We start from the raw sequence: 26004 nt of genomic DNA, 5'->3' as shown, positions 1-26004 counted from the left end.
CCACTGCCGACGCGTTACGCACTCGGGGAGACCGCGCCATGTCGCGCATACGCTCTGTCGCCAGCTCCGCGCTGGGCGTCCACCGCCGTACCGTCCTCGCCGCCGCCGGGGCGGTGTCCCTCTCCGCCGGTGTCGGCTACGCCCTGCGGCCCACCGACAGCCAGGCCGCCACCACCGGCACCCCGGCCGCCGCCGCGGACGCGGAGGCACCGGTCGCCTCCTCGCGCCGGGCGCCCTTCCTGCCGCTCGCCCCCTACACCCGGGGCACCACGCTCGCGGGCGTCGCCGCACCGCGGGGCACCTCCGGGTATCGCCGACTGGGCCGCGGACCCGGCTGGGCCCGAGTGGTGCGCGGTGAGCTGGCCGCGGCCAAGTCGGGGCGCACGGACCGCCGTACGGCGCTCGCCGCGTTCGTGCAGCTCACCGACCTGCACATCATCGACGCCCAGCACCCGATGCGTCTGGAGTACCTGCGCTCCACCGATGCGCACGCCTGGCGGCCGCACGAGGCGCTGACCGTGCACGGCGCCGTGTCCCTGGTCGAGCGGGTCAACGCGCTGCGGGGCGCCCCCGTCACCGGCGCCCCGCTCCAGTTCGCCATGACCACCGGCGACAACACCGACAACAACGCCCGCTCCGAGCTGGAGTGGTTCCTCACCGTCATGAGCGGCGGCCGCATCACCCCCAACTCCGGTGACCCGCGGCACTACGAGGGCGTCCTCAACAGCGGCCTCAAGCAGTACTGGCAGCCCGACTCGGACATCCGCGACGCCGACAAGCAGCTCGGCTTCCCGTACCTGGAGGGCTTCCTCGCGGCGGTCATGCGGGAGCTGCAGAGCCCCGGCCTGACCATCCCCTGGTACTCCACCGTCGGCAACCACGACGCCCTGCCCCTCGGCTGCTACGCCTCGCACGGCGACACCTACCTCACCGACTACGCCGTCGGCGGCAAGAAGCTGATGAGCCTGTCCGCGGCCGAGGCCAAGAAGCTCCAGGAAGCCCTGAAGCAGGCCAAGGACCCCCAGGGCGCCCAGCTCCGCGAGCTGCTCAAGGCCCACACCCGCGACATGCGCTCGGTCACCCCGGACGAGCGGCGCGCCCCGTACACGCCGACCGAGTACATCAAGGCCCACCTCGACCCGGCGTTCCAGGGCGTGGGCCCGGTCGGCCACGGCTACTCCTCGGCGAACCTCGACGCGGGCACCCAGTACTACAGCTTCCGCGTCGCCGACGACGTCATCGGCATCAGCATGGACACCACCGACGCGGGCGGCCACTACGAAGGCTCCATCGGCAGCGCCCAGTTGCGCTGGCTGGACAGGACGCTGCGGGACAACAAGGACTCCTACGCCATCGTCTTCAGCCACCACACCAGCAAGACGATGGACAACACCCGCCGTGACCCGGCCCGCCCGAACGAGCGGCGCCACAACGGCCAGGAGGTCCTCGCCCTCCTCGGCAGCCACAGCAACGTCCTGGCCTGGGTGAACGGCCACATCCACCGCAACGCGATCACCCCGCACTCGGCGCCCGACGGCCGCTCCTTCTGGGAGATCTCCACCGCCTCGCACGTCGACTTCCCCCAACTCGCCCGGGTCATCGAGCTGGTGGACAACAAGGACGGCACGCTCTCCCTCTTCACCACCTGCGTGGAGGCCGCGGCCCCGTACCGCACGGACTTCACCGACCTCTCCCAGACCGGCCTCGCCGCCCTCTACCGCGAACTGTCCTTCAACGCCCCCGGCGCGCGGACGGACCTGGCGGGAGGCCGGGCGGACCGGAACACCGAGCTGGTGCTGAAGAAGGGCTGAAACCCACTCAACCGGCCCACAGTGGCTCAACCATCCCGTAACACCACAGGTCTGCCTTCCCGACCGGCCCGACGAAGGGGGAAGACATGACCACACGAGTACGGACGATGACGGTGGCGGCGACGGCGGTGGCGCTCTCCGCCGCCCTGGCGGCACCCGCGGTCGCCGCCCCGGGGGACGGCGGCCACTCCGCCACCCGCGAGGCCATGAGGGCGGCGGTCGAGGACGGCGTTCCCGGTGTGACCGCCACCGCGCGCGAGAAGGGCCGCACCTGGTCGGCGACGGAGGGCGTCGGCGACCTGCGGACCGGCAAGTCCCGGTCGGCGGACGACCGTTACCGCGTCGGCAGCATCACCAAGACCTTCGTGGCCACGGTGCTGCTCCAGCTGGAGGCGGAGGGCCGGCTGTCGCTGGACGACAAGGTCGACAAGTGGCTGCCCGGCCTGGTGGACGGCAATGGCCACGACGGCCGCAGGATCACGCTCCGCCAGCTCCTCAACCACACGAGCGGCATCTCCGACTACACGGACGACAAGACCTTCGTGAAGACGTACTTCCTCAAGGACGGCTTCTTCGAGCACCGCTACGACACGAAGACGCCCGAGGCCCTGGTCGCGATCGCCATGACCCACAAGCCGGACTTCGAGCCGGGCACGGACTGGAACTACTCCAATACCAACTACGTCCTCGCGGGCATGGTGATCGAGAAGGCCACGGGGAACGCGTACGGCGACGAGATCCGCGCCCGCATCCTCACCCCGCTGGGCATGCACGCCACCTCGGTCCCGGGCACCCGGGTGACCGTCCCCCAGCCCAGCAGCCGCGCGTACTCGAAGCTCGCCGAGTCGACGACGGGCCCGACGTACGACGTCACGAGACTGAACCCCTCCCTCGCCTACTCGGCAGGCGAGATGATCTCCGACTCGTCCGACCTGAACCGCTTCTACACGGCCCTGCTCAAGGGCCGTCTCCTGCCCGCCGAGCAACTCAAGGAGATGAAGACCACGATCAAGGTCGAGGACATCCCGAACGCCGGCTACGGCCTCGGCCTCATCGAACGCAAACTCAGCTGCGGCACGACCGTCTGGGGCCACGGCGGCGGCATCCACGGCTCCACCTCGGAAGCGGTGACCACAGCGGACGGCCGCCGCGCGCTGTCCTTCAACTTCAACGGGGACTGGTCGGGGGACGGGGACGCGGTGCTGGAGGCGGAGTTCTGCGGCAAGTGACCTGAACACACGAGGAGGGGCCGCCCGGCGCACACCGGCGGCCCCTCCCCTCCCCTCCTGATCCCGCCCCGGTCCGTCACTGCCGGGGCAGCACCACGACGTACGCCGCAGGGTCCCGGTCCACCGACGCCATCAACGCCGTACGGACCACCGCCGCCTGCTGTTCCAGCGAGTCCCGGAGCTTCTTCGGCGTGATGTACACGACCGTGATGCCGAGGCGCTCCAGGTGTTCGCGCTTGCGGGCGTACTCCGACCAGAGGGTGTCCTCGTCCTGGCGGGGGGCCCGGGTGTCCAGTTCGACCGCGACCGCGTGCTCCGGCCAGTACGCGTCGAGGCCGCCGAGGTGCGGGCCGCCGGGCAGGCGGAGGTCGATGTTCCAGACCGGATCGGGCAGGCCGTACTCGCGGACCATGGCGTACAGGCGGTCCTCGGCGATGGCGCGGCCCTCGGCGAGCAGGGAGTCCACCGCGTCCACCACGTGCGGGCGGCTCAGCAGCTTGGCCTGGGTCAACTCCCGTACCAAGGCCGCCGGTTCGCAGTGGCCGCCGCGTACCGCCTCGGTCAGCAGCCGGCGTACGGCGCCCGCGTCCGAGAGTTCGGCCACCGCGTCGGCCAGGGCGCGGGGGACCGGGGCGACCGGGAGGCCGGTGACCTCTTCCGCGGCCGGCAGGGACGCCGTACGGACGATGCGGGCGCAGCCCGTCGAGCGGAGGCGGCGCAGACGGGGGACGAGGACGTCGATCGCGTCCAGGGCGGTGAGCGGCGGCGTCGCCGCGAAGCCGTGCAGGGTCAGGGCCGCCAGGCCCGTGATCATCGCCTCCGTGTACACCGGGCGGTGCGGCTCCTCCGCGCCCGGCTGGGGCGGCACCCCGGCGTTGCGCTCCCGCGCCGCGTACAGCAGCACCGCGTGCAGCCGCTCCTCGCTGGTCGGGGGGCCGGGGTGGAGCAGGTAGACGCCGGGGAGGAGTTGCTGCCAGGGTCCGCCGGCGCGGCACTGCTCGTTCGTCGCGGCGGCCGGGACACCGTGCGCCCGCAGCTGGGCGGCCGTCAGCACGCGGCGCCGGACGTCGGAGAGCTGGTGGAGGGGGCGGGGGGAGAGCGGGGTGTTGTGGTTCATGACCCGGGGATTCCCTCGTCCGATCCGTCCCTTAACCGCTGTTACACGCCCGTCGGAAAATCCGGACAAGCCCGCACTAAAGGACGGTTGTTCGGGTGCCGAGTAGGCACGGAAAACCCCTGGTCCGTTCGGGTGGGGACCAGGGGTTACGGCTGCTGTTGCCTGAATTCCGTAACGGTCACGGACGAGGCAAGCTCAGGCCAAAGCAGCCGCCGCGTCGCACGCCTGTCCGCGCAGCGCCCGCGCCAGGTCGTCCCGCGCCTCCAGCACCAGCCGGCGCAGCGCCGGAGCGGCTTCCTCGTGCGCGGAGAGCCAGGCGTCCGTGGTGTCCAGCGTCTCCTGCGACTCCTGGAGGGACGGGAACAGGCCCTGCACCACCACCATGCCGATCTGGATCGACCGCTCCGCCCACACCCGCTCGATCGCCGCGAAGTACTTCTGCGTGTACGGCGCCGTCAGTTCCCGCTGCGAGGCCCGCGCGAAGCCCGCGATGGTCGCCTCCACCAGCGCGTTGGACAGCTCGTCCGACTCCACCACCTGCGCCCACGCCTGCGCCTTCACCGATGCCAGCGGACGGGCGGCCAGACAGCGCACCTGGTGGCGCTTGCCGGACGCGGTGTCGTCGCGGGCGAGTTCGGCGGCCAGCTCCTTGTCGCCGGCGTAGCCGTGCTCGGCCAGACAGTCCAGGAACGCCCAGCGCAGCTCCTGGTCGACGTCGAGCCCCTCGATCGTCGACGTGCCGTCCAGTAGCCGCTGCAGCAGCTCGAAGCCGCCCGCGTCGTCCGCCACGCGCGCGTAGAACCGCGCCCACGCCAGCTGGTGCTCGCTGCCCGGCTCGGCGTCGTACAGCTCGCGCTCGGCGCCCTCCGCCAGCCGCGCGCCACCTCGCAGCCGCCACTCGGGCGCCGCGTAGTGCGTCAGGGCCGACTCCGCCCAGGCGTGCAGCATCTGCAGCACGCCGATGTCGGACTCCCGCCCCGCGAACCTCAGGACCAGGCCGATGAACTCCCGCGCCGGCAGCAGCGCGTCCCGCGTCATGTTCCACAGCGCCGACCAGCACAGCGCGCGGGCCAGCGGGTCGGTCATGTCGCCGAGAGCGGACCGCAGCGTCGCGAGCGACGTCTCGTCGAAGCGCGTCTTGCAGTACGTCAGGTCGTCGTCGTTGACCAGCACCAGCTCCGGCGCCTCGGAACCGGCGAGCTCGGACACGACCGTACGCGCCCCGGCGACGTCCACCTCCACGCGCGCGTACCGCTCCAGAGCGCCGCCGGTGCGCCGGTACAGGCCCACCCCGATCCGGTGCGGCCGCAGCTCGGGATACGACTCGGCCGCCTCCTGCACCACCGCCAGCTCGGCGACCCTGCCGTCCGCGTCCAACAGCACCTGCGGAGTCAGGGAGTTGACCCCGGCCGTCTGGAGCCAGGACCGCGCCCACGCGCCCATGTCCCGGCCACTGGTCTCACCGAGCACCGACAGCAGATCGCCGAGCCGGGTGTTGCCGTACGCGTGCCGCTTGAAGTAGCGGCGGGCGCCCTCCAGGAACGCGCCCTGACCGACGTACGCGACCAACTGCTTCAGTACGCTGGCCCCCTTCGCGTACGTGATCCCGTCGAAGTTGAGCTTCGCGTCCTGCAAGTCGCGGATGTCCGCGGTGACGGGGTGCGTGGAGGGCAGCTGGTCGGCGCGGTACGCCCAGGCCTTGCGGCGGTTGGCGAAGGTGATCCAGCCGTCGGTGAAGCGGGTCGCGCCGACCGTGGCGAAGGAGCCCATGAAGTCGGCGAAGGACTCCTTCAGCCACAGGTCGTCCCACCACTCCATGGTGACCAGGTCGCCGAACCACATGTGCGCCATCTCGTGCAGGATGACGTTGGCGCGGCTCTCGTACGACGCCTGCGTCACCTTCCCGCGGAAGATGTACTCCTCGCGGAAGGTCACGAGCCCCGGGTTCTCCATCGCGCCGAGGTTGTACTCGGGCACGAAGGCCTGGTCGTACTTCCCGAACGGGTACGGGTAGTCGAAGTGGTCGTGGAAGAAGTCCAGGCCCTGCTTGGTCACCAGGAACACGTCGTCGGCGTCGAAGTGCGGCGCGAGCCCCTTGCGGCACATGGCGCCGAGGGGGATGCGCAGCGTCGTACCGTCCGGCAGCACCCGCTCGTACGAGTCCGTCACATAGTGGTAGGGACCCGCCACCACACACGTGATGTACGTCGAGATGGGCTTGGTCTCCGCGAACCGCCACACCCCGTCGGCCTGCTTGCCCACGCCGTTGCTCCACACGGTCCAGCCCTCGGGCGCCCGCACCTCGAAGCGGAACGGCGCCTTGAGGTCCGGCTGCTCGAAGCAGGCGTGGACACGGCGGGAGTCGGCCGGCTCGTACTGGGTGTACAGGTACACCTCGCCGTCCTCGGGGTCGACGAAGCGGTGCAGGCCCTCGCCGGTGCGGGAGTAGGCGCCCTGCGCGTCGACGACGAGTTCGTTGTCGGCGGCGAGGTCCTCCAGAGCGATCCGGGAGCCGTCGAAGACCTCGCTCGGGTCGAGGTCCCGGCCGTTGAGCGAGACCGCGGTGACACGCGGCGCGATCAGATCGACGAAGGTCGTGGCGCCCGGCTCGGCGCAGCGGAAGCGGATCGTGGTGACCGAGCGGAAGGTGCGCGGCCCACCCTGCGGCCCACCCTGCGGCTCACCCAACGGCCCGTTCTCCGGCCGGTCGCCGACCGCGGAGCGCAGGTCGAGGGACACGTCGTACCCGTCGACGGACAGCAGGGCGGCCCGCTCCCGGGCCTCGTCGCGGGTCAGATTCTCACCGGGCACGGGTGACGCTCCTCACAGCCTGTTCAGTATGCGGACAGGGCTGATCCTCCCATGGGGGGCGGGAATGGCGGAGGCGGCGGTCGGTGTTGCCGCTTCCAAAGACCGCTGCCTTAGGAGAGCCATGTCCGAGTCCGCGAAGACCCCCGTCGACTTCTGGTTCGATCCGCTGTGCCCCTGGGCCTGGATGACCTCCCGCTGGGTACTGGAAGTCGAGAAGGTCCGCGACATCGAGGTCCGTTGGCACATCATGAGCCTGGCCGTGCTGAACGAGCCGAAGACCGACGAGCTGCCCGAGGAGTACCGCGAGCTGCTGGAGACCAAGGCCTGGCAGCCGATCCGGGTGGTGACCGCGGCCTGGCAGAAGCACGGCTCCGAGATCCTCGGCCCGCTGTACACCGCGCTCGGCACGCGTATCCACAACGAGGGCCAGGGCCCGACCCGGGAGGCCGTCGTGGGCGCCCTCGCCGATGTCGGTCTGCCCGCCGACCTCATCGACTACTTCGACCAGAAGGACTTCGAGTTCGACGCCGAGCTGCGCGCCTCCCACAAGGAGGGCATCGACAAGGTCGGCCAGGACGTCGGCACCCCGGTGATCGCGGTCCCCGGTGACAACGGCGAGCAGATCGCCTTCTTCGGCCCGGTCGTCACCCCCGCCCCGAAGGGCGAGGAGGCCGCCCGCCTCTGGGACGGCACCCTCGCCGTGGCCTCGGTCCCCGGCTTCTACGAGATCAAGCGCACCCGTACCAAGGGCCCGGACTTCAGCAACCTCTGAACTCCGGGCGATCCGGGCCAGATCCGGGAAGTCCGGCGCCACCGCGTCGGTCGGTGTCGTGCCGCGGCGGAAGCCGGCCGACAGGTACTGGTTCTCCGAGCGGAAGGTGTACGGACCGACCTTGAGCCCGGCGGCATGGGCGTCCCCCAGCAGTACGGAGGGGGCGCCCGTGTCCGGGTGGACGATCGACGACTCGTCCGGCCCGACCCAGTCCGCGTACTCGGCGACGCCGGGCACAAGGGCACGTTGACGTACCTCAGGGGCGCGGGGGAACCGCGCACAGAGGCAGAACAAACGGGGCGCCGCAACCCAGACGGATAACAGTGCGCCCACGCGCACGCACTCGCCCGCTGGGCCGCCGCCCACCCCGTCGCCGCGATCTGGACCTCCCCCCTCTCCCGGGCCGTAGCCACAGCCGATCCCGCCTGCCAAGCCCTCGCCCCCCGCGACCCCGACCTGCGCGAATGTGACTTCGGCGTGATGGAGGGCAGAACCCTCGCCGAGTTCGGGGCGGAAAACCCCCACGCGGCACAGGCCTTCCGAGAAGACGCGGTCCCGTACTTCCTGCGTCCCGTGGCGCAAATCGAGGCGTACTTCGAGGGACTGGAGCTGGCGGACCCGGGAGTGGTCTCTCCGTACCCCTGTGGCGCCCGGAGGACGAGAACCCGAGGCCGATCGGCCAGCACCGAGGCGTGGGCCGCAAGCCGTAGCCCGGGGGAGCCCATGGGGAAGCCCCCGCGAGTCACGTCCTCGCGGGGGCTTCCGTCATTCCGCCTGCCCGCGTGAAGGGTGAGAAGACGATCACGAGGCAGGACGACTCAGGGGATCAGGGCGCCAGCAGCAGGACGTCCGTACGGGACTTGGCGGCCTCGTAACGCCGCGCCACGTCCTGCCAGTTGACGACCCGCCACATCGCCTCGACGAAGTCCGCCTTCTGGTTCTTGTACTGGAGGTAGAAGGCGTGCTCCCAGGCGTCGAAGACGAGGATCGGGGTGGCGCCCTGGCCGACGTTGCCCTGGTGGTCGTAGACCTGCTCGACGATCAGCCGCCCGCTGAGCGGCTCGTACGCCAGCACACCCCAGCCCGAGCCCTGCGTGGTGGCGGCCGCCTTGGACAGCTGGGCCTTGAAGCCGGCGAAGGATCCGAAGGACTCGGTGATGGCGTCCGCGAGCTCGCCCACCCCGTCCGCGGCCAGCGGCTCACCGCCGCCGTCGCCGGTCATGTTGTGCCAGTAGATCGAGTGCAGGATGTGCCCGGACAGATGGAAGGCCAGGTTCTTCTCCAGCCCGTTGACCGACGCCCACTGCTCCTTGTCCCGCGCCTCGGCGAGCTGCTCCAGCGTGTCGTTGGCCCCCTTCACATACGCCGCGTGGTGCTTGTCGTGGTGCAGCTCGATGATCTCGGGGCTGATCACGGGGGCGAGCGCGGAGTAGTCGTACGGCAGTTCAGGAAGCGTGTAGACGGGCATGGGTGAAGTCCCCTCCGACCTCTTATTGCACACAGCTTGCAAGTGCAGGCTAGCAGCATTAAGTGCCGGAGTGAGGGAGGCTCCATCAGGGGGTGTCATGGGACCGGAGTTGGCCGATCTCGCCCGCACGGCGGGCACGACGCCCGCGTACGGCGGTTGCTGCCGGCTCAGCCCGAGGTCGCCGAAGAACTGCGCCGTATCCTCGCCGAGCTGTACCCCGACCGGCCCGACCGGAGGCCCTCCGTTGACGTCCGCCTGCGCGCGGAGGTGTCCGGCAGCGGCCGCGTCCACCAGGCCGGCCGCGACCAGCAGATCACGGAGCGATGAACGAACCCGGTGCCCGCGCCTCGGGCCAGGGCCGGATCCTCCAGACCACCGGCGACCAGTACATCCAGGAACACCACCCCAGCGGCCCCCCGACCCTGTACGGATGCCCCTGGTCGGCCGACCGCCCGGAATCCTCCGCGACCGCGAGGAACTGCGCGAGCTGCTGGCCGCCGCCGTGGTCGGACCCGGCGGCGACGCCCACGTCGTGCACGGCATGGGCGGCTGCGGCAAAACGGCGCTGGCGTACTGGCTGTTCACCGAGGCGGTCCGCGCGCACGGCCGGATCGGCCCGTGGGTCAACGCCTCCGAAGGGATGCCCCTGCGCGCCGGAATGCCGGCGGTCGCGGGCGACCGGGGCGCGGCGGCGGGGGAGTTGGCGGCAGCGGCGGCCGGGCAGCGGGCGGCGGCGGACCTGGTGTGGCACTACCTCGACCACTCGCCGGCCGAGTGGTCGTCATGGCCGACCGGGGTGCGGTGCGTACGGGCCCACGGCGTGCTGCCGGACAGTGTCGCGGCGGGGGTGCCGCAGGCGGTGACGGAGGTGGCGACCGAGCTGCTGGAGGCGGCGCCGCCCGAACGGGGAGCGGCGTCACCGGAGGCCCGGAGCCTTCTCGCACCCCATGCCTTGGCGCTGCTGAGGGCCGCGCCCTCGGGGCGGACCGCCGGGCTGGCGGTGGGCGTCGCGCGGCAGGTTTCGACGCGGGGGGGCTTCGCCGGGCCCTGGGGCTGGCGCCGGGCATAGCCGAGGAGGTCATCGCGCGCCGTGAACGGGTGCTCGGCCCCGAGCACCCGTTCCTCGTCCAGGACCGGCCATGGCCGGCGGACCGGCAGGCCGCGGCCCTCCAGCCCTGATCAGCCCTTCGCCGCCCGAGCCCGCTGCCACGCGAACCCCACGACCGCCAGGACCAGCGTCATCGCCCCGGTCGAGTACAGCTGCACCCGCGTGTCCGGCTCCCGAGCCATCAGCACGAAGATCGCCACCATGCCCGACAGCGCCACCCACGTCAGCACCGGGAACGCCCACATGCGCACCGTCAGCCTCTCCGGCGCCTCGCGCTCCAGGCGGGCCCGCAGGCGCAGTTGGGAGACGGCGATGAAGATCCAGACGACGAGGATCACCGCGCCGATCATGTTCAGCAGCCACGGGAACACATCGTCCGGCCGCCAGTAGCTGAGCAGCACGCACCCGAAGCCGAACACCGAGGAGGCGAGGACGGCGATGCGCGGGACACCGGCGGACACCCGGCCCAGCGCCTTCGGACCCTGGCCGCGCTCGACCAGGGAGTACGCGATGCGCGAGGAGCCGTAGATGTTGGCGTTCATCGCCGAGAGCAGCGCGACCAGCACGACCGCGTTCATCAGCTGACCGGCGCCCGGGATGCCGAGCTCGTCGAGGGCGGCGACGTACGGGCCCTTCTCGACGACCGCCTGGGAGTCCCAGGGGACCAGGGTCACGATGACCGCCATCGAGCCGATGTAGAAGAGGGCGATGCGCCACATCGCGGTACGGACCGCGCCGGCCACGCCCTTGACCGGGTTCTCCGACTCGGCGGCGGCGATGGTCACCGTCTCCATACCGCCGTACGCGAAGACGGAGGCGAGCAGGCCGATGATCAGGCCCTCACCGCCGTTGGGGAGGAAGTCGGTCAGGTTCGAGGTGCCCGGGGAGTCCGTGCCCGGCAGGACGCCGAAGATGGCAAGGCCGCCCAGCACGAGGAAGAGGGAGATCGCGCCGACCTTCAGTGCCGCGAACCAGAACTCGAACTCGCCGAAGTTCTTCACGGCGGCCAGGTTCGCCCCGCAGAACACCACCATGAACAGCGCCACCCACGCCCACTCCGGCGTGCCCGGCAGCCAGCCCGTGACGATCTTCGCGGCGCCGATGCCCTCCAGGCCGACGGCCGTGCAGAGCAGGACCCAGAAGGACCAGCCCGCGGTGAATCCGGCCCAGGGCCCGATCGCCCGCTCGGCGTGCGCCGAGAAGGAGCCGGAGGACGGATACGCGGCCGACATCTCGCCGAGCATCCGCATCACCAGCATCACAAGGAGACCGGAGAGGGCGTAGGCGACGACGATCGAGGGGCCGGCGGCGGCGATACCGGCGCCGGAGCCCACGAACAGACCGGCGCCGATGACACCGCCGAGGGCGATCATCGACAGATGGCGCTGCTTGAGGCCGTGGGAGAGGGAGGCACCGTCCTGCTGCGGCGGCGTCTCGACTGTGGTGCTGGGCATGGGCGCGGCTCGTCCAATGCGTGAGATGGGCAAAAACCCCGTCAGTCTGGGGGCCGTGTCCGCTCAGGCGTAGAGGACGCCCACTATGCGGACAGGTACGCCACAGAGCGTACGGGACCCTTCACGGCCACCGGATTGGGGGAACCCCACAGAGACCCCAACGGTCCCTTCGTGACCTGCGCGTCCTGACCTCAGTGACCGGTATCACGCCGTACCGCGCGTAACCGCTCCTCTTTGTACAGAGCCCACCAAGCCCATGATCCGCCCTTTGTCGACCACTGACGGTGATCGGCCGACGGCGCCTGGGATAGCGTCGCCGTGTCCCAGCCTGCCCTCACCTCCGCGGAGTCCCCATGAGCACCGCCGCTGTCGCCGCCCCCGCCCGCACCGGACAGGTCCTCGCCGATCTGCTCCCCGCCTCCCGTGTCCGGGACATCGCGCTCGTGGCCGGCGGCGCCGCGCTCACCGGGCTCGCCGCCCAGATCGCCGTGCCGGTGCCCGGCACCCCGGTCCCGGTGACCGGCCAGACCTTCGCCGCGCTGCTGGTCGGCACCTCCCTCGGTGCCCGGCGCGGTGTCGCGGCGCTCGCCCTGTACGCGCTTGCGGGCCTCGCGGGCGTGCCGTGGTTCGCGGACGGCGGCCACGGCTTCAGCGCCTCCTTCGGCTACATCCTCGGCATGCTCCTCGCCTCCGCCGCCGTCGGCGCCCTGGCCCGCCGCGGCGCCGACCGCTCGATACTGCGCATGGCCGGCACGATGCTCCTCGGCGAGGCGATCATCTACGCCGTCGGCGTCCCGTACCTGGCTTTCGCGGCCGACATGTCCGCCTCCGCCGCGATCGCGGCCGGCCTCACGCCGTTCCTCATCGGCGACGCCCTCAAGGCCGCCCTGGCGATGGGCCTGCTGCCCACCGCCTGGAAGCTGCTCAAGAAGTAGGCCTCCGGAAGAGGTCAGCCGGGTCGGCCTCGGTCTTCAGCCCGGCCAGCCTCTTCAGAGAATGGCCGGATAACCTGACAGGCGCCGTCAGGTTATCCGGCCGATTGGATCTTCCGCTCAACTCTCCTGGCGCACCGGCCGCCTGAGCTGCGACCACCACAGTCCGGTCGCGCCCGCCGCGATCAGCGCCGCCCCGGCCGCCCCCAGCGGCAGGACGTCCCGCTCGGCGCCGGTCTCGGCCAGCTCGTCACCGCCGGGCGCCACCGGCTTGTTGTCGGTGCCCAGCAGCAGCGGGGTGGCCGGGGCGTTCGGCGACGGGTTCGTCGTACCGAACGGCACCGGGCCCTGTTGCCAGTACGTCTTGTCACCCGACGCGGTCTGGACGGGCAGACAGATCTGGCCCGTCTTGCTCAGGTCGTACGTCGCCTCGACGTCGTACGACTTCGAGTCACCGGCCGCGAGACTGTCCACCGCGCAGGCGAATCCACTGTTCGAACCTTCCGGCAGATCGCTTTCGGCAATCTCTGAACAGCCCTTCACATTCTTGACCGTCAGGCCGTCGAATCCGACGACCAGAAGCCTGATCTCTCCGCTCTCCTCGGTCCCTTCGTTTTTCACCGTGGCGGTAATCGCCGTCTCCTGCGACGTGTTGTCGACCGAGATCTTCTCGGGCAGAGTCGTGGTCAGTTCGACTCCCGCCGGTGCCTCGTCAACGGCCTTTCCCCCCTTGCTGCTTTGAGGTCCCTGGTCATCCGCCGCGGCGGTGAACGGAAGGATCATCACCGCCGAGAAAGATGCTGCAACCAGCGATCCCGCGATGGTCGTCGTACGACGAGAACTCATGTTCGTCCCCCTTGGCTGCGCCTGAATTCGCAGTACTTGAAGAGGTACCACAAGATTTCTCCGCACTATGCTGGTGTGGCGCGAAGTGTGACCATCGTGTTCCAAATGGACAGGTATTTGAGGGGGTGCAGCGGATTGCCGGGGAATACGGGAAACACGAGGAGTGGCGGAGTTCCAGGGCTGGTGGTGACCGGGCGCTATCGACTGGTCGAAAGTATCGGGCAGGGAGGGATGGGGCGGGTGTGGCGAGCCGCCGACGAAATACTCGACCGGCCGGTGGCGATCAAGGAAATACGGATTGACGGCCTCGACGCCGAGGACACCCGCACCCGCCGCGAACGCACCCTGCGCGAGGCCCGGGCCACCGCCCGCATCGACCATCCCAACGTGGTGCGGGTCTATGACGTCGTGGACGAGGGTGAACGCCTCTGGATCGTCATGGAGTTGGTCGCCGGCCGCTCCCTGGAACGGCTCCTCGCGGAGGACGGCCCGCTCGGCCCCGCGGAGGCGGCACGCATCGGCCTGGGCCTGCTGGCCGCGCTGCGCCAGGTGCACGAACGGGGCGTGCTGCACCGGGACATCAAACCCGGCAACGTCCTGGTGGAGACACGAACGCGGCGCGTGGTCCTGACGGACTTCGGCATCGCGGCGATCCAGGACGCCAAGGCGCTCACCATGGTGGGCATGCTGGTCGGTTCGCCCGACTACATGGCCCCCGAGCGGGTCTCCGGCCGCCCGCAGGGCCCGCCGTCGGACATCTGGTCCCTGGGCGCCACCCTGTGCGCGGCCCTGGGCGGCCGCTCCCCGTTCTCCCGGGACACCACCCTGGCCACACTGCACGCCGTCCTGTACGAGGAGCCCGAACTCCCTTCCTCGTCCGGTCCGTTGAGCGGCATCCTGGCGGCCCTGCTGGAGAAGGAGCCGGAGGTCCGCCCGGGCCTCGGGGACATGGAGAACGCCCTCCAGCCGATCGCGTTCCCCCCTCCCACGCCGACGGTGGCGGTGGGTACGGCCGAGCCGACGCCGCAGGAGACAGCGGAGCCCGCCGACACCCCGCCCCCCGAAGTGCACCGGCCCACCCGTGACTTCGGCCGCCGCCCCGTCACCCCCATGGGCACCACGGGCGTCTCCCTCGTCCGCGAGGAGACGAAGCCGGCCGCCGTGCTGCGCCACGAGGCCGAAACGGAACGGCGGCCGACCCCCACCCCCGGCCCCCAGCCCATGCCCCCGGGCGAACTCCCCGGCCCCGCGGTCCCCGCCGACCCCCGACCCTCGCGCCTGCGCCCCGCACTCCTCACCGCCCTGGGACTCGGCACCGCCGGAGCCGTGGTGGCCGTCGTCCTGGTCATGAACTCCGGTGGGTCGCCCGAGGACGACAAGGCGGCCGGCTCGACACCCTCCTCCGCGTACTCGCCCTCACCGACATCCCCCTCGCCCACCGTGGAGGGCACCGCCCGCCCGCAGACCATGCCGCCGGGAGCGCGCACGGAGGCCGGCGGGTTCGCGTGGGTACCGCCCGAGGACTGGCGGCGGGACGTGAAGACGGGCGCGGAGGTGCACTACACCTCCCCCGACGGCAAACAGGAGCTCGTCGCCAAGTCCTCCCTCGCCCGCGGCGACCTCATGGAGACCTGGCAGAGCTCGGAGCAGAACGCCCGCCAGGGGCAGGCGTACCAGAAGATCCGCCTGGAGGAGACGACGTTCCGCGACTACCCGGCGGTCGTCTGGGAGTACACCTTCACGCTCAAGGGCGTCCCCTGGCACGCCCAGCTGCTGGGCTTCAACGTGAAGGGGAAGTCGTACCAGATCAACACCTGGTACCAGCCGGACGCCGAGGCCGAGGCGCTGAAGACGTACGAGAAGGTCAAGGACAGCTTCACCCTCCTGTGAGAACACGACTTGTGAACACGATCCTGGGCATACGGGAAAGGGGGCCCCGAGGGGCCCCCTTCACAGCACCGCGACCGGATCAGCCGACGCTGACCTCGTCGGCGTCGAGGTCGGACTCGGCCCGCGCCTTCACCGCCGGAGCCGGTCCGCCGCCGCCGCGGATCTTCTCCTTGATGAAGGCGATGGCCAGCACGACCGCCGCGACCAGCAGCGACAGCAGCACCGTCTTGCGTCCGTCGTGCTCGGTGTCGGTCAGCATGTAGCCGAGGACGAACACGATCAGCGCGGCCGTGGCCCAGGTCAGGTACGGGTACAGCCACATCCGCACGACCAGCTTCTCCGGCGCCTCGGCCTGGATGATCTTCCGCATCCGCAGCTGCGAGAAGCAGATGACGAGCCAGACGAACAGCGCCACGGCACCGGAGGAGTTGACCAGGAAGAGGAAGACGGAGTCCGGGAACTTGTAGTTGAAGAAGACGGCGACGAAGCCGAAGACGACCGAGGCGATGATCGCCGCGAGCGGCACACCACGGCTGGTGGTCTTCGCGAACGACTTGGGCGCGTCACCGCGCTGGCCGAGGGAGAAGGCCATACGGGACGCCGTGTACAGACCGGAGTTGAGGCAGGACAGCACCGAGGTCAGCACGATGAAGTTCATGATCTGACCGGCGTGCGCGATGCCGAGGGAGTCGAGGGCGGCGACGTAGGAACCGTCCTCGACGATCGACTTGCTGTCCCAGGGCAGCAGCGCGACCACGACGAAGATCGAGCCGAGGTAGAAGACGCCGACCCGCCAGATGATGCTGTTGGTCGCCTTGGTGACCGCGCGCTGCGGGTCCTCGGACTCACCGGCGGCGAGCGTGGCGATCTCACTGCCCATGAAGGAGAAGACGACGAGCAGCACACCGGTGAGGATCGCGCCGGGCCCGTTGGGCAGGAAGCCGCCGTACTCGGTGAGATTGCTCAGCCCGGCCTGCTCGCTGTCGACGCCGGGCAGCAGCCCGAAGACGGCAAGCCCGCCGATGACGATGAACGCGGCGATCGCGACGACCTTGATCCCGGCGAACCAGAACTCGAACTCGCCGTAGGAGCCGACGGAGACCAGGTTGGTGGCGGTCAGCACCACCATCACGATGAGCGCCCAGGCCCACTGCGGGACGGCCGGGATCCAGCCTTCGAGGATGACGGCCCCGGCGGTCGCCTCGACCGCGAGCACGACCACCCAGAAGAACCAGTACAGCCAGCCGATGGAGAACCCGGCCCAGCGGCCGAGCGCGCGGTCGGCGTGCGCCGAGAACGAACCCGAGGTCGGGTTGGCCGCGGACATCTCACCGAGCATCCGCATCACCAGCACCACGAGCGTGCCGACGAGGGCGTACGACAGGAGGATGCCAGGGCCCGCGGTGGCGATACCGGAGGAGGACCCGACGAAGAGTCCGGCGCCGATGACACCGCCGATGGCGATCATCGACAGATGACGGTTCTTGAGCCCGGCCTGAAGCCCGTTGCCGGGGTCGCCGGTGGCTCCAGGGTCCTTTTCAGCCTTCGACAGGGTCGGCTGCGAGGTCATAGGGGGATTCCTTTGTGCCGGGAGTGCAGTTCCCCGTACGAGCGGAGTACGGGTGCCTAACAAGTTGGTCCAGTGAATCCGAGCCAAGAAATTATTTGAACCTTTGATTCCTGATCGTTACTTGAGGTTTCCCTGAGGTTCTGTAGGGTTGCGCACAGTTTTCGGGATCAACCCCCGGGGCGGCTGCCCGGAAACGGCCGTGTCACACTCGTCGCATGCGCGTGTATCTCGGCTCCGACCATGCGGGCTACGAACTCAAGAACCACCTCGTCGACTGGCTCAAGGCCGCCGGCCACGACCCCGTCGACTGCGGCCCCCACATCTACGACGCCCAGGACGACTACCCGCCCTTCTGCCTGCGCGCCGCCGAGCGCACGGCCGCGGACCCCGGCGCCCTCGGCATCGTGATCGGCGGCTCCGGCAACGGCGAGCAGATCGCGGCGAACAAGGTCAAGGGCGTCCGTGCGGCCCTCGCCTGGAGCGAGGAGACCGCGGCCCTGGGCCGCCAGCACAACAACGCCAACGTCGTCGCGGTGGGCGCCCGCATGCACACCCAGGACGAGGCGACGAAGTTCGTGGAGACCTTCCTCTCCACCCCGTTCTCGGGCGACGACCGCCACATCCGCCGAATCGACATGCTGGCCACGTACGAATCAACAGGCGACCTCCCCCCGATCCCCCCGCACCACCCCCAGCAGTAGCCGACAGCCGTCCGCACACCGGTCGCCCACCTGCACGGGCCGCCTGAGAGAAGCGGGGCGCTGGGAGAAGCGGGGCGGGGCGGAGAGACGCGGCCGACTGAGCCCATCCACGCCTCGGACACCGGGCGGGCCCGGCCGCGAGGCGGGGCCTGCCATCCCGAACCCCACCCACCCGCAGACTGCCGCCCCGGGGCGGCGGCACCGCTCGACGCCGGCCGCTGTCTCAGCCCGTCCGGCGTGGGGCCTGCCATCCCGAACCCCACCCGCCCGCAGACTGCCGCCCCGGGGCGGCGGCACCGCTCGACGCCGGCCGCTGTCTCAGCCCGTCCGGCGTTTGAGGACGAGGCCTTCAGGGCTGACGGGGGTCCAGGGGGCGCAGCCCCCTGGCGGGGTCGAAGGGGCGGAGCCCCTGGAGGATGGGACGGGCAGGGGCGGCGGGGGCGAGACAACACAACACAAAGGAGCCACCGTGCCTGAGGGGCACACGATCCACCGGCTGGCCAAGGACTACGCCGCCGCCTTCAACGGCACAGCCCCCCAGGTCACCAGCCCCCAGGGCAAGTTCTCCGACGCCGCAGCCCTCCTCACCGGCACCCCCCTCACCACCACCGAGGCCCACGGCAAACACCTCTTCCTCGGCTTCCGCGAAACCGACTGGATCCACATCCACCTGGGCCTCTTCGGCAAGGTCACCTTCGGCCCCACCCCCGCACCCCCACCCACGGACACGGTCCGTCTCCGCATCGCGAACACCACGTCGTACGTAGACCTCCGCGGCCCGACCACCTGCGCCCTGATCACCCCCGCCGAAAAGCAGGCCATACACGACCGCCTCGGCCCGGACCCCCTCCGCGCGGACGCACAACCCAAGACGGCGTACCGACGCGTCTCCCGCAGCCGTACGACCATCGCCGCCCTGCTCATGGACCAGAAGGTCATCGCGGGCGTGGGCAACGTCTACCGCGCGGAAGTCCTCTTCCGGCACGGCATCGACCCCTACCGCGCGGGCAAGGACATCACCCGCCAAGAGTGGGAGTCGATCTGGAGCGACCTCGTGGAACTCATGCATGAGGGCGTCCGCAACAACCGCATCGACACCGTCCGCCCGGAACACACCCCCGAGGCAATGGGCCGCCCTCCCCGCGTGGACGACCACGGCGGCGAGGTCTACGTGTACCGCAGGGCCAACCTCCCCTGCCACATCTGTGGCGGCGAGATCCGCACCGCCGATCTCGCCGCCCGCAACCTCTTCTGGTGCCCGGCCTGCCAGAAGAAGTGAGCGAAGGCCCGGAAACCCGTCAGAACCCGTGCGGCAACCAGGGCGCCACCGGGGATCCGAACCCCACCGACGCCTCCGCCAGCGCCCCTTGGCGCAGCTCCCGCACCCGGCCCGCCGCACCCAGCGACGCAAGGCTCACCCCACCGAGGTACGCCGAACCCAACTCCCGTACGGACAGCGTCAGATCGGCCGCGTCCCGGGTCCGCTCGCAGGACGCCCCCTTCGCGTCCCCCGACAGCCGCCAACGCCCGGAGTTCCAGGGGCAGAAGGCGTCCTCGACCTCCAACACCACATCCACCGGCGCCTGATAGGTCCGCGCCTGAAGCGCCGCCCCGACCTCGACGAGCCGGACGTACAGCCCGTCCCGGTACCGCGGCCGACACCGCCGTATGTCCGACACCTGGTACTGCCAGGCGTCGTCCATCGGCCGCCAGGACACCTTCAACGTCGTCGTGAGGTCGATGTCGAACAGGAACCGCCACAACGCGGCCTGCGCCACCGCGTCCACCCCGGCCAGCTCCCGCAGGTGCACCGCGCCGTTGTGCCCGCCCACCCCCCACTCCGGCTTCACGGCATAACGGGCATATCCGACGGTCTCCCCGTCCCGCTCGGCCACCACACACTGCAACGGCGACGCCCCGTCCCGCCCGTCCTCCGGATCGAGCACCCCCACCCGAGCCCAGCCGGGCCGCGCCCGGGCCAGCATCCCGGGCCGGGCAGGCACCAGCGCCGCGTACACCGTCTCGCAGGCGTCGATCACCTCCACCGGATCCGCGTACCGCAGCCGTACGTCATCCGTCCCGGCCGGCACCGACAACCGCACCCGGCTCGTGTCGATCTCGGCGGCGAGCTGGAAGGTCCCCACGCCGTACCCGAACCGCCCGTAGATCGCGGGCTCGGACGCCGTCAGCACCGCCAGCGGCTCGCCCCAGGACCGCACATCGTCCAGCTGCTTGCGCATCATCGACGTGAGAACCCCGCGCCGCCGGTGCGTGGCGGCGACCCCGACCATCGTCACGCCCGCCGCGGGCACCGACGCCCCACCGGGCACGGTCACCCCGAACCGGAACGCTCCCGCCGACCCCACGCACAGATCACCGTCCCAGGCCCCGAAGGAGCGGTCGAACTCGGTGAGCTCCCGGTACAGTTCACGCTCCTCGCTGGGTTCCGGCACTCCGCCGAAGGCGCGCAGCAGTACGTCGTACCAGGTGTCCCAGTCCTCGGGCGCCAGCTGCCGCAGGTCGGTCGCGGAACCGGTCGTGAAGTGTGTCCCCATGTGCCATGCCTACCAGGGCAAGGCGGGACGAGCCAGGGAATTTCCGCCGGGTGGCCGCGCTGTGGCTTCTCGTGAAGTTCACTGTGAAGTTGAGCCTCGGACGGGGGACAAGTGGGACCTCCCGTGCCAAGCAGCTGGTCCGATGGATAGGGTCCCGAACTAATGGCAGCAGGACGAGAGCGGCGCGCGGCCGCCGATACGTTCGCGGCCCGGTTGCGAATCCAGTGGCACCGGGTCCGCGTCGGCCTGCGCAGAAGCGCCGTCGACTACTTCCGCGGCGACGGCTCCGACTGGATCGCGCTGGCCGGACTGCTGCTCACCGTCCCGCTGATCACGGCCACCACTCTGGCCAACTCGGTGTGGTGCGCACCGTCCGCGCTGGTCCTCCCCATCGTCGCCGGCGGACTGCTGCTGCGCCCGGCCAGCCTGCTCGGCCTGTACGCGGCCGCGGCCACCGCCCTGATCGTGGAGTCGGTGCAGCTCGGCCCGTACACCGAGGGCGCCGCCCGGGTCACCCCGGGCGTGGTCCTGGTGGTCGCGGCCTGCGGTTTCGTCGGTCTGCTGATCGCGCAGTTCCGCAGCCGGGTCGGGGTGCCCTGGCGGCGCGGCGGCACCATGCTCTTCGATCTGCGCGAACGCATCCGCGTCCAGAGCAAGCTGCCGCCGCTGCCGAACGGCTGGCACCGCGAGATGGCGCTGCGCCCGGCGGGCGGCCAGTCGTTCTCCGGTGACTTCGTTGTCGCGGCCCGCACCAACGGCGGCCGCACCCTGGAGGTCGTCCTCACGGACGTGTCCGGCAAGGGCATGGACGCGGGCTCACGCGCCCTGCTGCTCTCGGGCGCCTTCGGCGGCCTGCTCGGCTCGCTGCCCCCGCACGCCTTCCTCCCGGCGGCCAACGGCTACCTCCTGCGCCAGGACTGGGACGAGGGCTTCGCGACCTCCATCCACCTCGTCCTCGACCTGGACTCCGGCGACTACGAGCTCTACTCCGCCGGCCACCCGCCGGGCCTCCAGCTCAGCGCTGGCAGCGGCCGCTGGGAGGAGAAGGCCGCCGAGGGCCCGCTGCTGGGTGTGTACGACGGTGCCCAGTTCGACCCCGTGAAGGGCTCGCTGCGGCCCGGGGACGTGTTGATGCTGTTCACAGACGGACTGGTGGAAACCTCCGACCGCGACATCGTGGAGGGCATCGACCGCCTCACCGGCGAGGCCGACCGCTATGTCGCCGGCGGCTTCCACGGAGCGGCCTGGCATCTCATCGAGGCGGTGGCCAAGGACGTCAACGACGACCGGGCGCTGCTGCTGATCTGCCGTGAGGGTCCCACGGTGACGGCGCAAGCGGGCGTCCACGCATGAACCTCCAGGAGATCGAGGCCGTCGCCCGAGCCGCCCACGAGGGCCAGACGGACAAAGCGGGCAGACCCTACGCCGAGCACCTGAGGGCCGTGGCCGACGGCGTCCGCACCCGCGGCGGCGACGAGGACCAGATCGCGGCGGCCTGGCTGCACGACGCGGTCGAGGACGACGCCCTCTCCGAACAGTGGCTGCACGAGGCGGAGCTGAGCCGCCGTACGAAGGACATCGTCCTCGCGGTCACTAAACGGCCGGGGGAGTCACCGGAGGCGTACGCGGGACGGATCCTGTCGACGCCGGGCGCGCTGCTCGTGAAGGAGGCGGACCTGGCGCACAACGGAGACCCGGTGCGCCTGGCGGTTCTCGACGAACCCACCCGCACACGCCTGACCGAGAAGTACGCAAGAATGCGCGCACTTCTCGGCCTGGCGTCGGCATGACCCACTCAGGGGCGCACCGTTCCGATGTATGTGGCTCCCATGGCCCGATAGAACGGTTCCGCGTGCGGGGAACTGCGCGACCAGCCCCACCGGGCCCGCGGCCCAAACTCAACCGCTGACTTTCTCCCGCGCACGGACAACTTCCGCCGCATCCCTCTTGAAGGCCCACTTCATGTCGGGCTCCACGACGAACCGGAACACCCGCCGCACCGGCGAAGTGCACAGCAGCGTCACACCAGCAACCGCGAGCACGGTGACGAAGATCTCGCCGAGCGGCCGATGCAGCCAGCCGTACTCGAACCACCCCTGGTAATCCCCGGCCTTCACCACGAAGCCGTGCAGCAGATAGCCGTACAAGGTGCCCGCACCGAGCGCCGTGAACCACACATGACGCCGCGGCACCCAGGCGAAGAAGCAGGCGGTGAGCACCAGCGAGCAGCCGAACAGCGCGAGCACCATGACGGGCCCGGTCCACCACGGCGCGCCCAGCTGCTGTGCGGCGTCACGGTGGTAGAACCAGCCGGTGTTCATCCGCGGTACGGCCCACCAGGCGAAGGCCAGTGCCATCGCGAACACCGGCACGGACAGGATCCGCACCTCGCGCCGGTGCACCCACTGGAAGTGCTCGGCCTTCATGTTCAGGCCCAGCACGAAGAACGGCAGGAACTGCAGCACACGCTGGAGGTCCAGGTCGTCGCCGATCTCCGGGGTGACGGACGCCAGCATCGCGATCCCTAGGGCGACGGGCAGCGGCCACCGGATCAGCTTCCAGATCGGCGTGGTCAGCCGCCAGACGAACAGCGCGACCAGGAACCAGGTGAGATACCACGGGTCGAGCAGGCTGATCTCCATGCCCGGATCGTTGTCGACGACCCGCTTGAACAGCGGATAGGCGGTCTCGAAGACGATGTACGGCAGGGCGACACCGGTGATCAGCCGGCGCAGCCGGTCGGGGCGCATGTCGAAACTGCGCGAGAAGTAGCCCGAGATGATGATGAACGCCGGCATGTGGAAGGCGTACACGACCATGTACATGCCTTCGAGGATCCGGCTGTCACCCTTCAGGGGCTCCCAGGAGTGGCCGACGGCCACCAGCACGACCGCCAGGAACTTGGCGTTGTCGAAGAAGGCGTCGCGCTGCTTGCCGACGGGTGAGCGCGGACTCGGCACCGGCGCTCTGTGATGGCCGTTCGGTGCCTTTGCGGGGGACGAGGCAGCGTGAAACATCTGAGGCACCCTAGCGGCGGCTGTGCGTATTAGTAAAACGCGCGACGTCATTACCGCTTATGAGGGGTGAACGCGGCGCCCCCGACCCCAGGATGTGGCCGCCTTGTGCCGATTAATCCATACTAAATGGTACATAAGGCCAGGTTTGGTAGGGGAGTTGGTGACGCCTGTGATGGCAATTCGAAATGCCCACGAACACGTTGTGTGGACATGGAAACGATCATGTCGAATTCCCCGTACGGGTGCCGATTCGAATCACCGTGCGGGGCGCGCCGGATGGCCGCCGGCGCGAACCGGCGCCGCCCGCGCCGACCGCAGTTGTGACCGCTGATGCCCCACCCGCCGCATACGGCGGGCCTGTTGGTGGCACGATGGTTCTGGCGGGGGTGCGCGGGGTTGGCGCCCCCGGGCCGGGAGAGCGGACCGACCGAGGGTGTGATCAGTTGTGGCCATTTCGCTGTCAGTGGTGCTGCTGTTGGCGATCATCTTGGTGGTGTTGATCCGAGGTGGCTCCCTCAAGGCCGGCCCCGCCGTGGTCGCCGTCCTCTTCGGCTTCTTCCTCGCCTCCACCGGTATGGCCGACGACATCCAACGGTTCCTCGACTCGATAGCCGAGACGATCAACTCGATCCAGTTCTAGACACCGGCCGACCGCTCCCTCCCCCTATGCGGTGAGGCGGCGCCGGCCTGCCTGAAAGCACTCGGGGCCGGACCAGAGGAAAACTCCTCCGGTCCGGCCCCGAGCCGTACAGAGCGGGCGACGGGAATCGAACCCGCGTAGCTAGTTTGGAAGACTAGGGCTCTACCATTGAGCTACGCCCGCACAGGACGCGCCGCAGGTCAGGTGACCGCGGCACTGCAGGCATCGTAGCGGCTCCGCCCCCCTCGGCGCACACCCCATAAATGCGGCAGCCCCATGGCCTGCGGGCATGTACCCTACGTGTCGCACCAGACGGGGTGTGGCGCAGCTTGGTAGCGCGTCCGCTTTGGGAGCGGAAGGCCGTGGGTTCAAATCCCGCCACCCCGACCACCTGCTGGATCATCCCCAGTGATCGCCTTTGGGTCGTTCAGCGGCTGCGGTTACTATGCAAGCTGCGCGCCCGTATGTCTCTCACTCCCTGAAGTCCTCCGGGCGGCGAATTTGCCGGGCCAGTCTGGCTCCGGCAGAAACCAAGAAGTCAGCCACAAGGAGACCGAACCGTGAAGAGCGCCGTGGAGACCCTGAACCCGACCCGGGTTCGGCTCACTGTCGAGGTGCCCTTCGAGGAGCTCAAGGACAGCCTCGACGCGGCGTACAAGAAGATCAACCAGCAGGTCACGGTGAAGGGCTTCCGCAAGGGCAAGATCCCCGCCCGGGTCATCGACCAGCGGTTCGGCCGTGGCGCCGTGCTGGAGGAGGCCGTCAACGACGCGCTTCCCAAGTTCTACACGGAGGCGGTCAACGAGGCCGAGCTCAACGTCCTGGGCCAGCCCGAGGTCGACATCACCGAGCTGAAGGACGGCGAGACGCTGAACTTCACCGCCGAGGTCGACGTCCGCCCGGCCATCGAGATCCCGGACTACTCCGGCATCGAGGTCGAGGTCGACGCCATCGAGGTCACCGACGAGGACATCGACAAGTCGGTCGAGCAGCTCCGCGAGCGCTTCGCCTCGACCTCCCCGGTCGAGCGCGCCGCCGAGGACGGCGACGTCGTCACCATCGACCTGCAGGCCAAGGTCGAGGGCGAGGTCCTGGAAGACGGTGTCGCCGAGGGTGTCTCCTACACCATCGGCTCCGGCGAGCTCCTCGACGGCATCGACGACGCCGTGAAGGGCCTGGAGGCCGGTGGCGAGACCACCTTCAGCTCCGAGCTCAAGGGCGGCTCCGCGGCCGGCAAGGAGGCCGAGGTCACCGTCAAGGTCACCCAGGTCGCCGCTCGCGAACTGCCCGCGCTGGACGACGACTTCGCGCAGCTCGCCTCGGAGTTCGACACCCTGGAGGAGCTGAAGGCGGACAGCCGCAAGCGCCTCACCAACATGAAGCAGTACGACCAGGCCACGCAGGCCCAGGAGCGCGTCCTGGAGAAGCTGCTGGAGCTCGTCGAGGTGCCCGTCCCCGAGAAGCTGCTTGAGGACGAGATCAACACCCGCAAGCACAACCTGGAGCACCACCAGCTCGGCCAGATGGGTCTCGACCTCGCGAAGTACCTGGAGATCCAGGGCAAGACCGAGGAAGAGTTCGAGACCGAGACCCGCGAGGCCGCGGTCAAGGGCATCAAGACCCAGTTCGTCCTCGACGAGCTCGTCAAGCAGGAGAAGCTCAACGTCAACCAGGAGGAGCTCACCGAGCACCTCATGCGGCGCGCGTCCTCCTCCGGCATGTCCCCCGATCAGTTCGCCCAGGCCGTCGTCGAGGGCGGCCAGGTTCCGCTCCTGGTCGGCGAGGTCGCCCGCGGCAAGGCCCTGGCCGTCGTGGTCGAGAAGGCCACGGTGAAGGACACCAACGGCGAGATCATCGACCTGGACGACGAGGACGAGATCGAGACCGCCGCGGACGTCGCCGCCGAGGCCACCGAGGCCGACGCGACCGACGCCGCCGAGGAGAAGACCGAGGGCTGATCACGCCTTCGGCGCCTGTGACGCCGCAGGAAGGCCCCGGGGAAGACACTGACGCTGTTGGTTAATCCGGGGCCCTGCTACTTCGCCCCGCCGGTCGTTTGGTCGGCGGGGCGAAGTGCTGCGAA

21 protein-coding genes, 2 tRNA genes and 2 pseudogenes are annotated in these 26004 nt (G+C 70.1%); 15 read left to right on the top strand and 10 right to left on the bottom strand.

Annotated features, from left to right (window positions below):
* Nucleotides 1-38 precede the first annotated feature (38 nt).
* Together RMT89_RS28310 and RMT89_RS28305 are read left to right on the top strand one after the other, a co-directional pair.
* Nucleotides 39-1811, top strand: coding sequence for a TIGR03767 family metallophosphoesterase (locus RMT89_RS28310; protein ID WP_315886612.1), 1773 nt, complete (start codon nt 39-41; stop codon nt 1809-1811).
* Between the two features lie 86 nt (nt 1812-1897).
* Complete coding sequence (locus tag RMT89_RS28305) at nt 1898-3040, top strand: serine hydrolase domain-containing protein (RefSeq protein ID WP_315886611.1); 1143 nt, start codon at nt 1898-1900, stop codon at nt 3038-3040.
* A gap of 76 nt (nt 3041-3116) precedes the next feature.
* Here RMT89_RS28305 and RMT89_RS28300 read toward each other — a convergent pair whose 3' ends face one another.
* Both RMT89_RS28300 and pepN read right to left on the bottom strand, forming a co-directional pair.
* Nucleotides 3117-4157, bottom strand: coding sequence for a hypothetical protein (locus RMT89_RS28300; RefSeq protein WP_315886610.1), 1041 nt, complete (start codon nt 4155-4157; stop codon nt 3117-3119).
* A gap of 195 nt (nt 4158-4352) precedes the next feature.
* Nucleotides 4353-6968 (bottom strand): aminopeptidase N, encoded by a 2616-nt coding sequence (gene pepN, locus RMT89_RS28295; protein ID WP_315886609.1) that lies wholly within the window; start codon nt 6966-6968, stop codon nt 4353-4355.
* A 121-nt stretch (nt 6969-7089) separates the two neighbouring features.
* Here pepN and RMT89_RS28290 point away from each other — a divergent pair, with 121 nt between their 5' ends.
* Nucleotides 7090-7740, top strand: coding sequence for a DsbA family protein (locus RMT89_RS28290; protein ID WP_315886608.1), 651 nt, complete (start codon nt 7090-7092; stop codon nt 7738-7740).
* A gap of 3 nt (nt 7741-7743) precedes the next feature.
* Here RMT89_RS28290 and RMT89_RS28285 read toward each other — a convergent pair.
* Nucleotides 7744-7968, bottom strand: a pseudogene (locus RMT89_RS28285) (glycerophosphodiester phosphodiesterase); the annotation flags it as partial.
* Nucleotides 7969-8073: 105 nt separating this feature from the next.
* On the opposite strand from RMT89_RS28285, the pseudogene RMT89_RS28280 reads away from it, so the two are divergent.
* Nucleotides 8074-8450: pseudogene (locus RMT89_RS28280) on the top strand (histidine phosphatase family protein); the annotation flags it as partial.
* A 116-nt stretch (nt 8451-8566) separates the two neighbouring features.
* Here the strand turns inward: RMT89_RS28280 and RMT89_RS28275 are convergent.
* Nucleotides 8567-9208 carry a superoxide dismutase gene (locus RMT89_RS28275; protein ID WP_315886607.1) on the bottom strand — a complete coding sequence of 214 codons (642 nt, stop codon included), beginning with the start codon at nt 9206-9208 and terminating at the stop codon, nt 8567-8569.
* Between the two features lie 156 nt (nt 9209-9364).
* Here RMT89_RS28275 and RMT89_RS28270 point away from each other — a divergent pair, with 156 nt between their 5' ends.
* The gene (locus RMT89_RS28270) at nt 9365-9535 is read left to right on the top strand and encodes a hypothetical protein (protein ID WP_315886606.1); all 171 of its coding nucleotides are present in this window, start codon (nt 9365-9367) and stop codon (nt 9533-9535) included.
* 103 nt (nt 9536-9638) lie between these two features.
* Nucleotides 9639-10277 carry a hypothetical protein gene (locus RMT89_RS28265; RefSeq protein WP_315886605.1) on the top strand — a complete coding sequence of 213 codons (639 nt, stop codon included), beginning with the start codon at nt 9639-9641 and terminating at the stop codon, nt 10275-10277.
* Nucleotides 10278-10387: 110 nt separating this feature from the next.
* Here the strand turns inward: RMT89_RS28265 and RMT89_RS28260 are convergent, their stop codons facing one another.
* Entirely contained in the window at nt 10388-11770 is a 1383-nt protein-coding gene (locus RMT89_RS28260) for an amino acid permease (RefSeq protein ID WP_315886604.1), read from the bottom strand.
* A 353-nt stretch (nt 11771-12123) separates the two neighbouring features.
* Here RMT89_RS28260 and RMT89_RS28255 point away from each other — a divergent pair, with 353 nt between their 5' ends.
* On the top strand, nt 12124-12705 hold the full coding sequence (locus tag RMT89_RS28255) for a biotin transporter BioY (RefSeq protein ID WP_315886603.1): 582 nt from the start codon (nt 12124-12126) through the stop codon (nt 12703-12705).
* Nucleotides 12706-12822: 117 nt separating this feature from the next.
* On the opposite strand, the gene RMT89_RS28250 is transcribed toward RMT89_RS28255, so the two are convergent.
* The gene (locus RMT89_RS28250) at nt 12823-13548 is read right to left on the bottom strand and encodes a hypothetical protein (RefSeq protein WP_315886602.1); all 726 of its coding nucleotides are present in this window, start codon (nt 13546-13548) and stop codon (nt 12823-12825) included.
* Nucleotides 13549-13779: 231 nt separating this feature from the next.
* On the opposite strand from RMT89_RS28250, the gene RMT89_RS28245 reads away from it, so the two are divergent.
* Nucleotides 13780-15438 (top strand): serine/threonine-protein kinase, encoded by a 1659-nt coding sequence (locus tag RMT89_RS28245; protein WP_399498493.1) that lies wholly within the window; start codon nt 13780-13782, stop codon nt 15436-15438.
* 79 nt (nt 15439-15517) lie between these two features.
* On the opposite strand, the gene RMT89_RS28240 is transcribed toward RMT89_RS28245, so the two are convergent.
* Nucleotides 15518-17008, bottom strand: a complete 1491-nt coding sequence (locus RMT89_RS28240) for an amino acid permease (protein ID WP_315886601.1) — start codon at nt 17006-17008, stop codon at nt 15518-15520.
* 215 nt (nt 17009-17223) lie between these two features.
* Between RMT89_RS28240 and RMT89_RS28235 the strand changes: the two genes are divergently transcribed.
* Nucleotides 17224-17709, top strand: a complete 486-nt coding sequence (locus tag RMT89_RS28235; protein ID WP_315886600.1) for a ribose-5-phosphate isomerase — start codon at nt 17224-17226, stop codon at nt 17707-17709.
* 469 nt (nt 17710-18178) lie between these two features.
* A complete protein-coding gene (locus tag RMT89_RS28230; RefSeq protein ID WP_315886599.1) occupies nt 18179-18988 on the top strand; it encodes a DNA-formamidopyrimidine glycosylase family protein in 810 nt (269 codons plus the stop codon).
* Nucleotides 18989-19007: 19 nt separating this feature from the next.
* On the opposite strand, the gene RMT89_RS28225 is transcribed toward RMT89_RS28230, so the two are convergent.
* Nucleotides 19008-20264: a GNAT family N-acetyltransferase gene (locus RMT89_RS28225; protein ID WP_315886598.1), complete on the bottom strand. Its 1257-nt coding sequence runs from the start codon at nt 20262-20264 to the stop codon at nt 19008-19010.
* Nucleotides 20265-20426: 162 nt separating this feature from the next.
* Between RMT89_RS28225 and RMT89_RS28220 the strand changes: the two genes are divergently transcribed.
* A complete protein-coding gene (locus RMT89_RS28220) occupies nt 20427-21617 on the top strand; it encodes a PP2C family protein-serine/threonine phosphatase (RefSeq protein WP_315886597.1) in 1191 nt (396 codons plus the stop codon).
* Nucleotides 21614-22054 (top strand): HD domain-containing protein, encoded by a 441-nt coding sequence (locus RMT89_RS28215; protein WP_315886596.1) that lies wholly within the window; start codon nt 21614-21616, stop codon nt 22052-22054. Before RMT89_RS28220 ends, RMT89_RS28215 begins: the two co-directional genes overlap by 4 nt.
* A 108-nt stretch (nt 22055-22162) precedes the next feature.
* On the opposite strand, the gene RMT89_RS28210 is transcribed toward RMT89_RS28215, so the two are convergent.
* Entirely contained in the window at nt 22163-23281 is a 1119-nt protein-coding gene (locus RMT89_RS28210; RefSeq protein ID WP_315886595.1) for an acyltransferase family protein, read from the bottom strand.
* A gap of 445 nt (nt 23282-23726) precedes the next feature.
* Here RMT89_RS28210 and RMT89_RS28205 point away from each other — a divergent pair, with 445 nt between their 5' ends.
* Nucleotides 23727-23921 carry a hypothetical protein gene (locus RMT89_RS28205; protein ID WP_150949237.1) on the top strand — a complete coding sequence of 65 codons (195 nt, stop codon included), beginning with the start codon at nt 23727-23729 and terminating at the stop codon, nt 23919-23921.
* Nucleotides 23922-24033: 112 nt separating this feature from the next.
* On the opposite strand, the gene RMT89_RS28200 is transcribed toward RMT89_RS28205, so the two are convergent.
* A tRNA-Gly gene (locus RMT89_RS28200) sits at nt 24034-24104 on the bottom strand.
* A 130-nt stretch (nt 24105-24234) separates the two neighbouring features.
* Here RMT89_RS28200 and RMT89_RS28195 point away from each other — a divergent pair.
* A tRNA-Pro gene (locus RMT89_RS28195) sits at nt 24235-24311 on the top strand.
* Between the two features lie 170 nt (nt 24312-24481).
* Complete coding sequence (tig, locus tag RMT89_RS28190) at nt 24482-25879, top strand: trigger factor (RefSeq protein WP_315886594.1); 1398 nt, start codon at nt 24482-24484, stop codon at nt 25877-25879.
* Nucleotides 25880-26004 lie beyond the last annotated feature (125 nt).

Origin of the sequence: Streptomyces sp. P17 (assembly GCF_032436805.1) — a bacterium.
In the GTDB taxonomy this organism is placed as follows: Bacteria; Actinomycetota; Actinomycetes; order Streptomycetales; family Streptomycetaceae; genus Streptomyces.
Note: the sequence above shows the minus strand (reverse complement) of the source record. Positions and strands in the feature narration are given on the sequence as shown.

What these genes read in the sequence shown, in the direction of transcription:
- RMT89_RS28310 (WP_315886612.1), top strand. Translation starts at nt 39, where the DNA reads ATGTCGCGCATACGCTCTGTCGCCAGCTCCGCGCTGGGCGTCCACCGC.
- RMT89_RS28305 (WP_315886611.1), top strand. Translation starts at nt 1,898, where the DNA reads ATGACCACACGAGTACGGACGATGACGGTGGCGGCGACGGCGGTGGCG.
- RMT89_RS28300 (WP_315886610.1), bottom strand. Translation starts at nt 4,157, where the DNA reads ATGAACCACAACACCCCGCTCTCCCCCCGCCCCCTCCACCAGCTCTCC.
- RMT89_RS28290 (WP_315886608.1), top strand. Translation starts at nt 7,090, where the DNA reads ATGTCCGAGTCCGCGAAGACCCCCGTCGACTTCTGGTTCGATCCGCTG.
- RMT89_RS28275 (WP_315886607.1), bottom strand. Translation starts at nt 9,208, where the DNA reads ATGCCCGTCTACACGCTTCCTGAACTGCCGTACGACTACTCCGCGCTC.
- RMT89_RS28265 (WP_315886605.1), top strand. Translation starts at nt 9,639, where the DNA reads ATGCCCCTGGTCGGCCGACCGCCCGGAATCCTCCGCGACCGCGAGGAA.
- RMT89_RS28260 (WP_315886604.1), bottom strand. Translation starts at nt 11,770, where the DNA reads ATGCCCAGCACCACAGTCGAGACGCCGCCGCAGCAGGACGGTGCCTCC.
- RMT89_RS28255 (WP_315886603.1), top strand. Translation starts at nt 12,124, where the DNA reads ATGAGCACCGCCGCTGTCGCCGCCCCCGCCCGCACCGGACAGGTCCTC.
- RMT89_RS28250 (WP_315886602.1), bottom strand. Translation starts at nt 13,548, where the DNA reads ATGAGTTCTCGTCGTACGACGACCATCGCGGGATCGCTGGTTGCAGCA.
- RMT89_RS28245 (WP_399498493.1), top strand. Translation starts at nt 13,780, where the DNA reads ATGGGGCGGGTGTGGCGAGCCGCCGACGAAATACTCGACCGGCCGGTG.
- RMT89_RS28240 (WP_315886601.1), bottom strand. Translation starts at nt 17,008, where the DNA reads ATGACCTCGCAGCCGACCCTGTCGAAGGCTGAAAAGGACCCTGGAGCC.
- RMT89_RS28235 (WP_315886600.1), top strand. Translation starts at nt 17,224, where the DNA reads ATGCGCGTGTATCTCGGCTCCGACCATGCGGGCTACGAACTCAAGAAC.
- RMT89_RS28225 (WP_315886598.1), bottom strand. Translation starts at nt 20,264, where the DNA reads ATGGGGACACACTTCACGACCGGTTCCGCGACCGACCTGCGGCAGCTG.
- RMT89_RS28220 (WP_315886597.1), top strand. Translation starts at nt 20,427, where the DNA reads ATGGCAGCAGGACGAGAGCGGCGCGCGGCCGCCGATACGTTCGCGGCC.
- RMT89_RS28215 (WP_315886596.1), top strand. Translation starts at nt 21,614, where the DNA reads ATGAACCTCCAGGAGATCGAGGCCGTCGCCCGAGCCGCCCACGAGGGC.
- RMT89_RS28210 (WP_315886595.1), bottom strand. Translation starts at nt 23,281, where the DNA reads ATGTTTCACGCTGCCTCGTCCCCCGCAAAGGCACCGAACGGCCATCAC.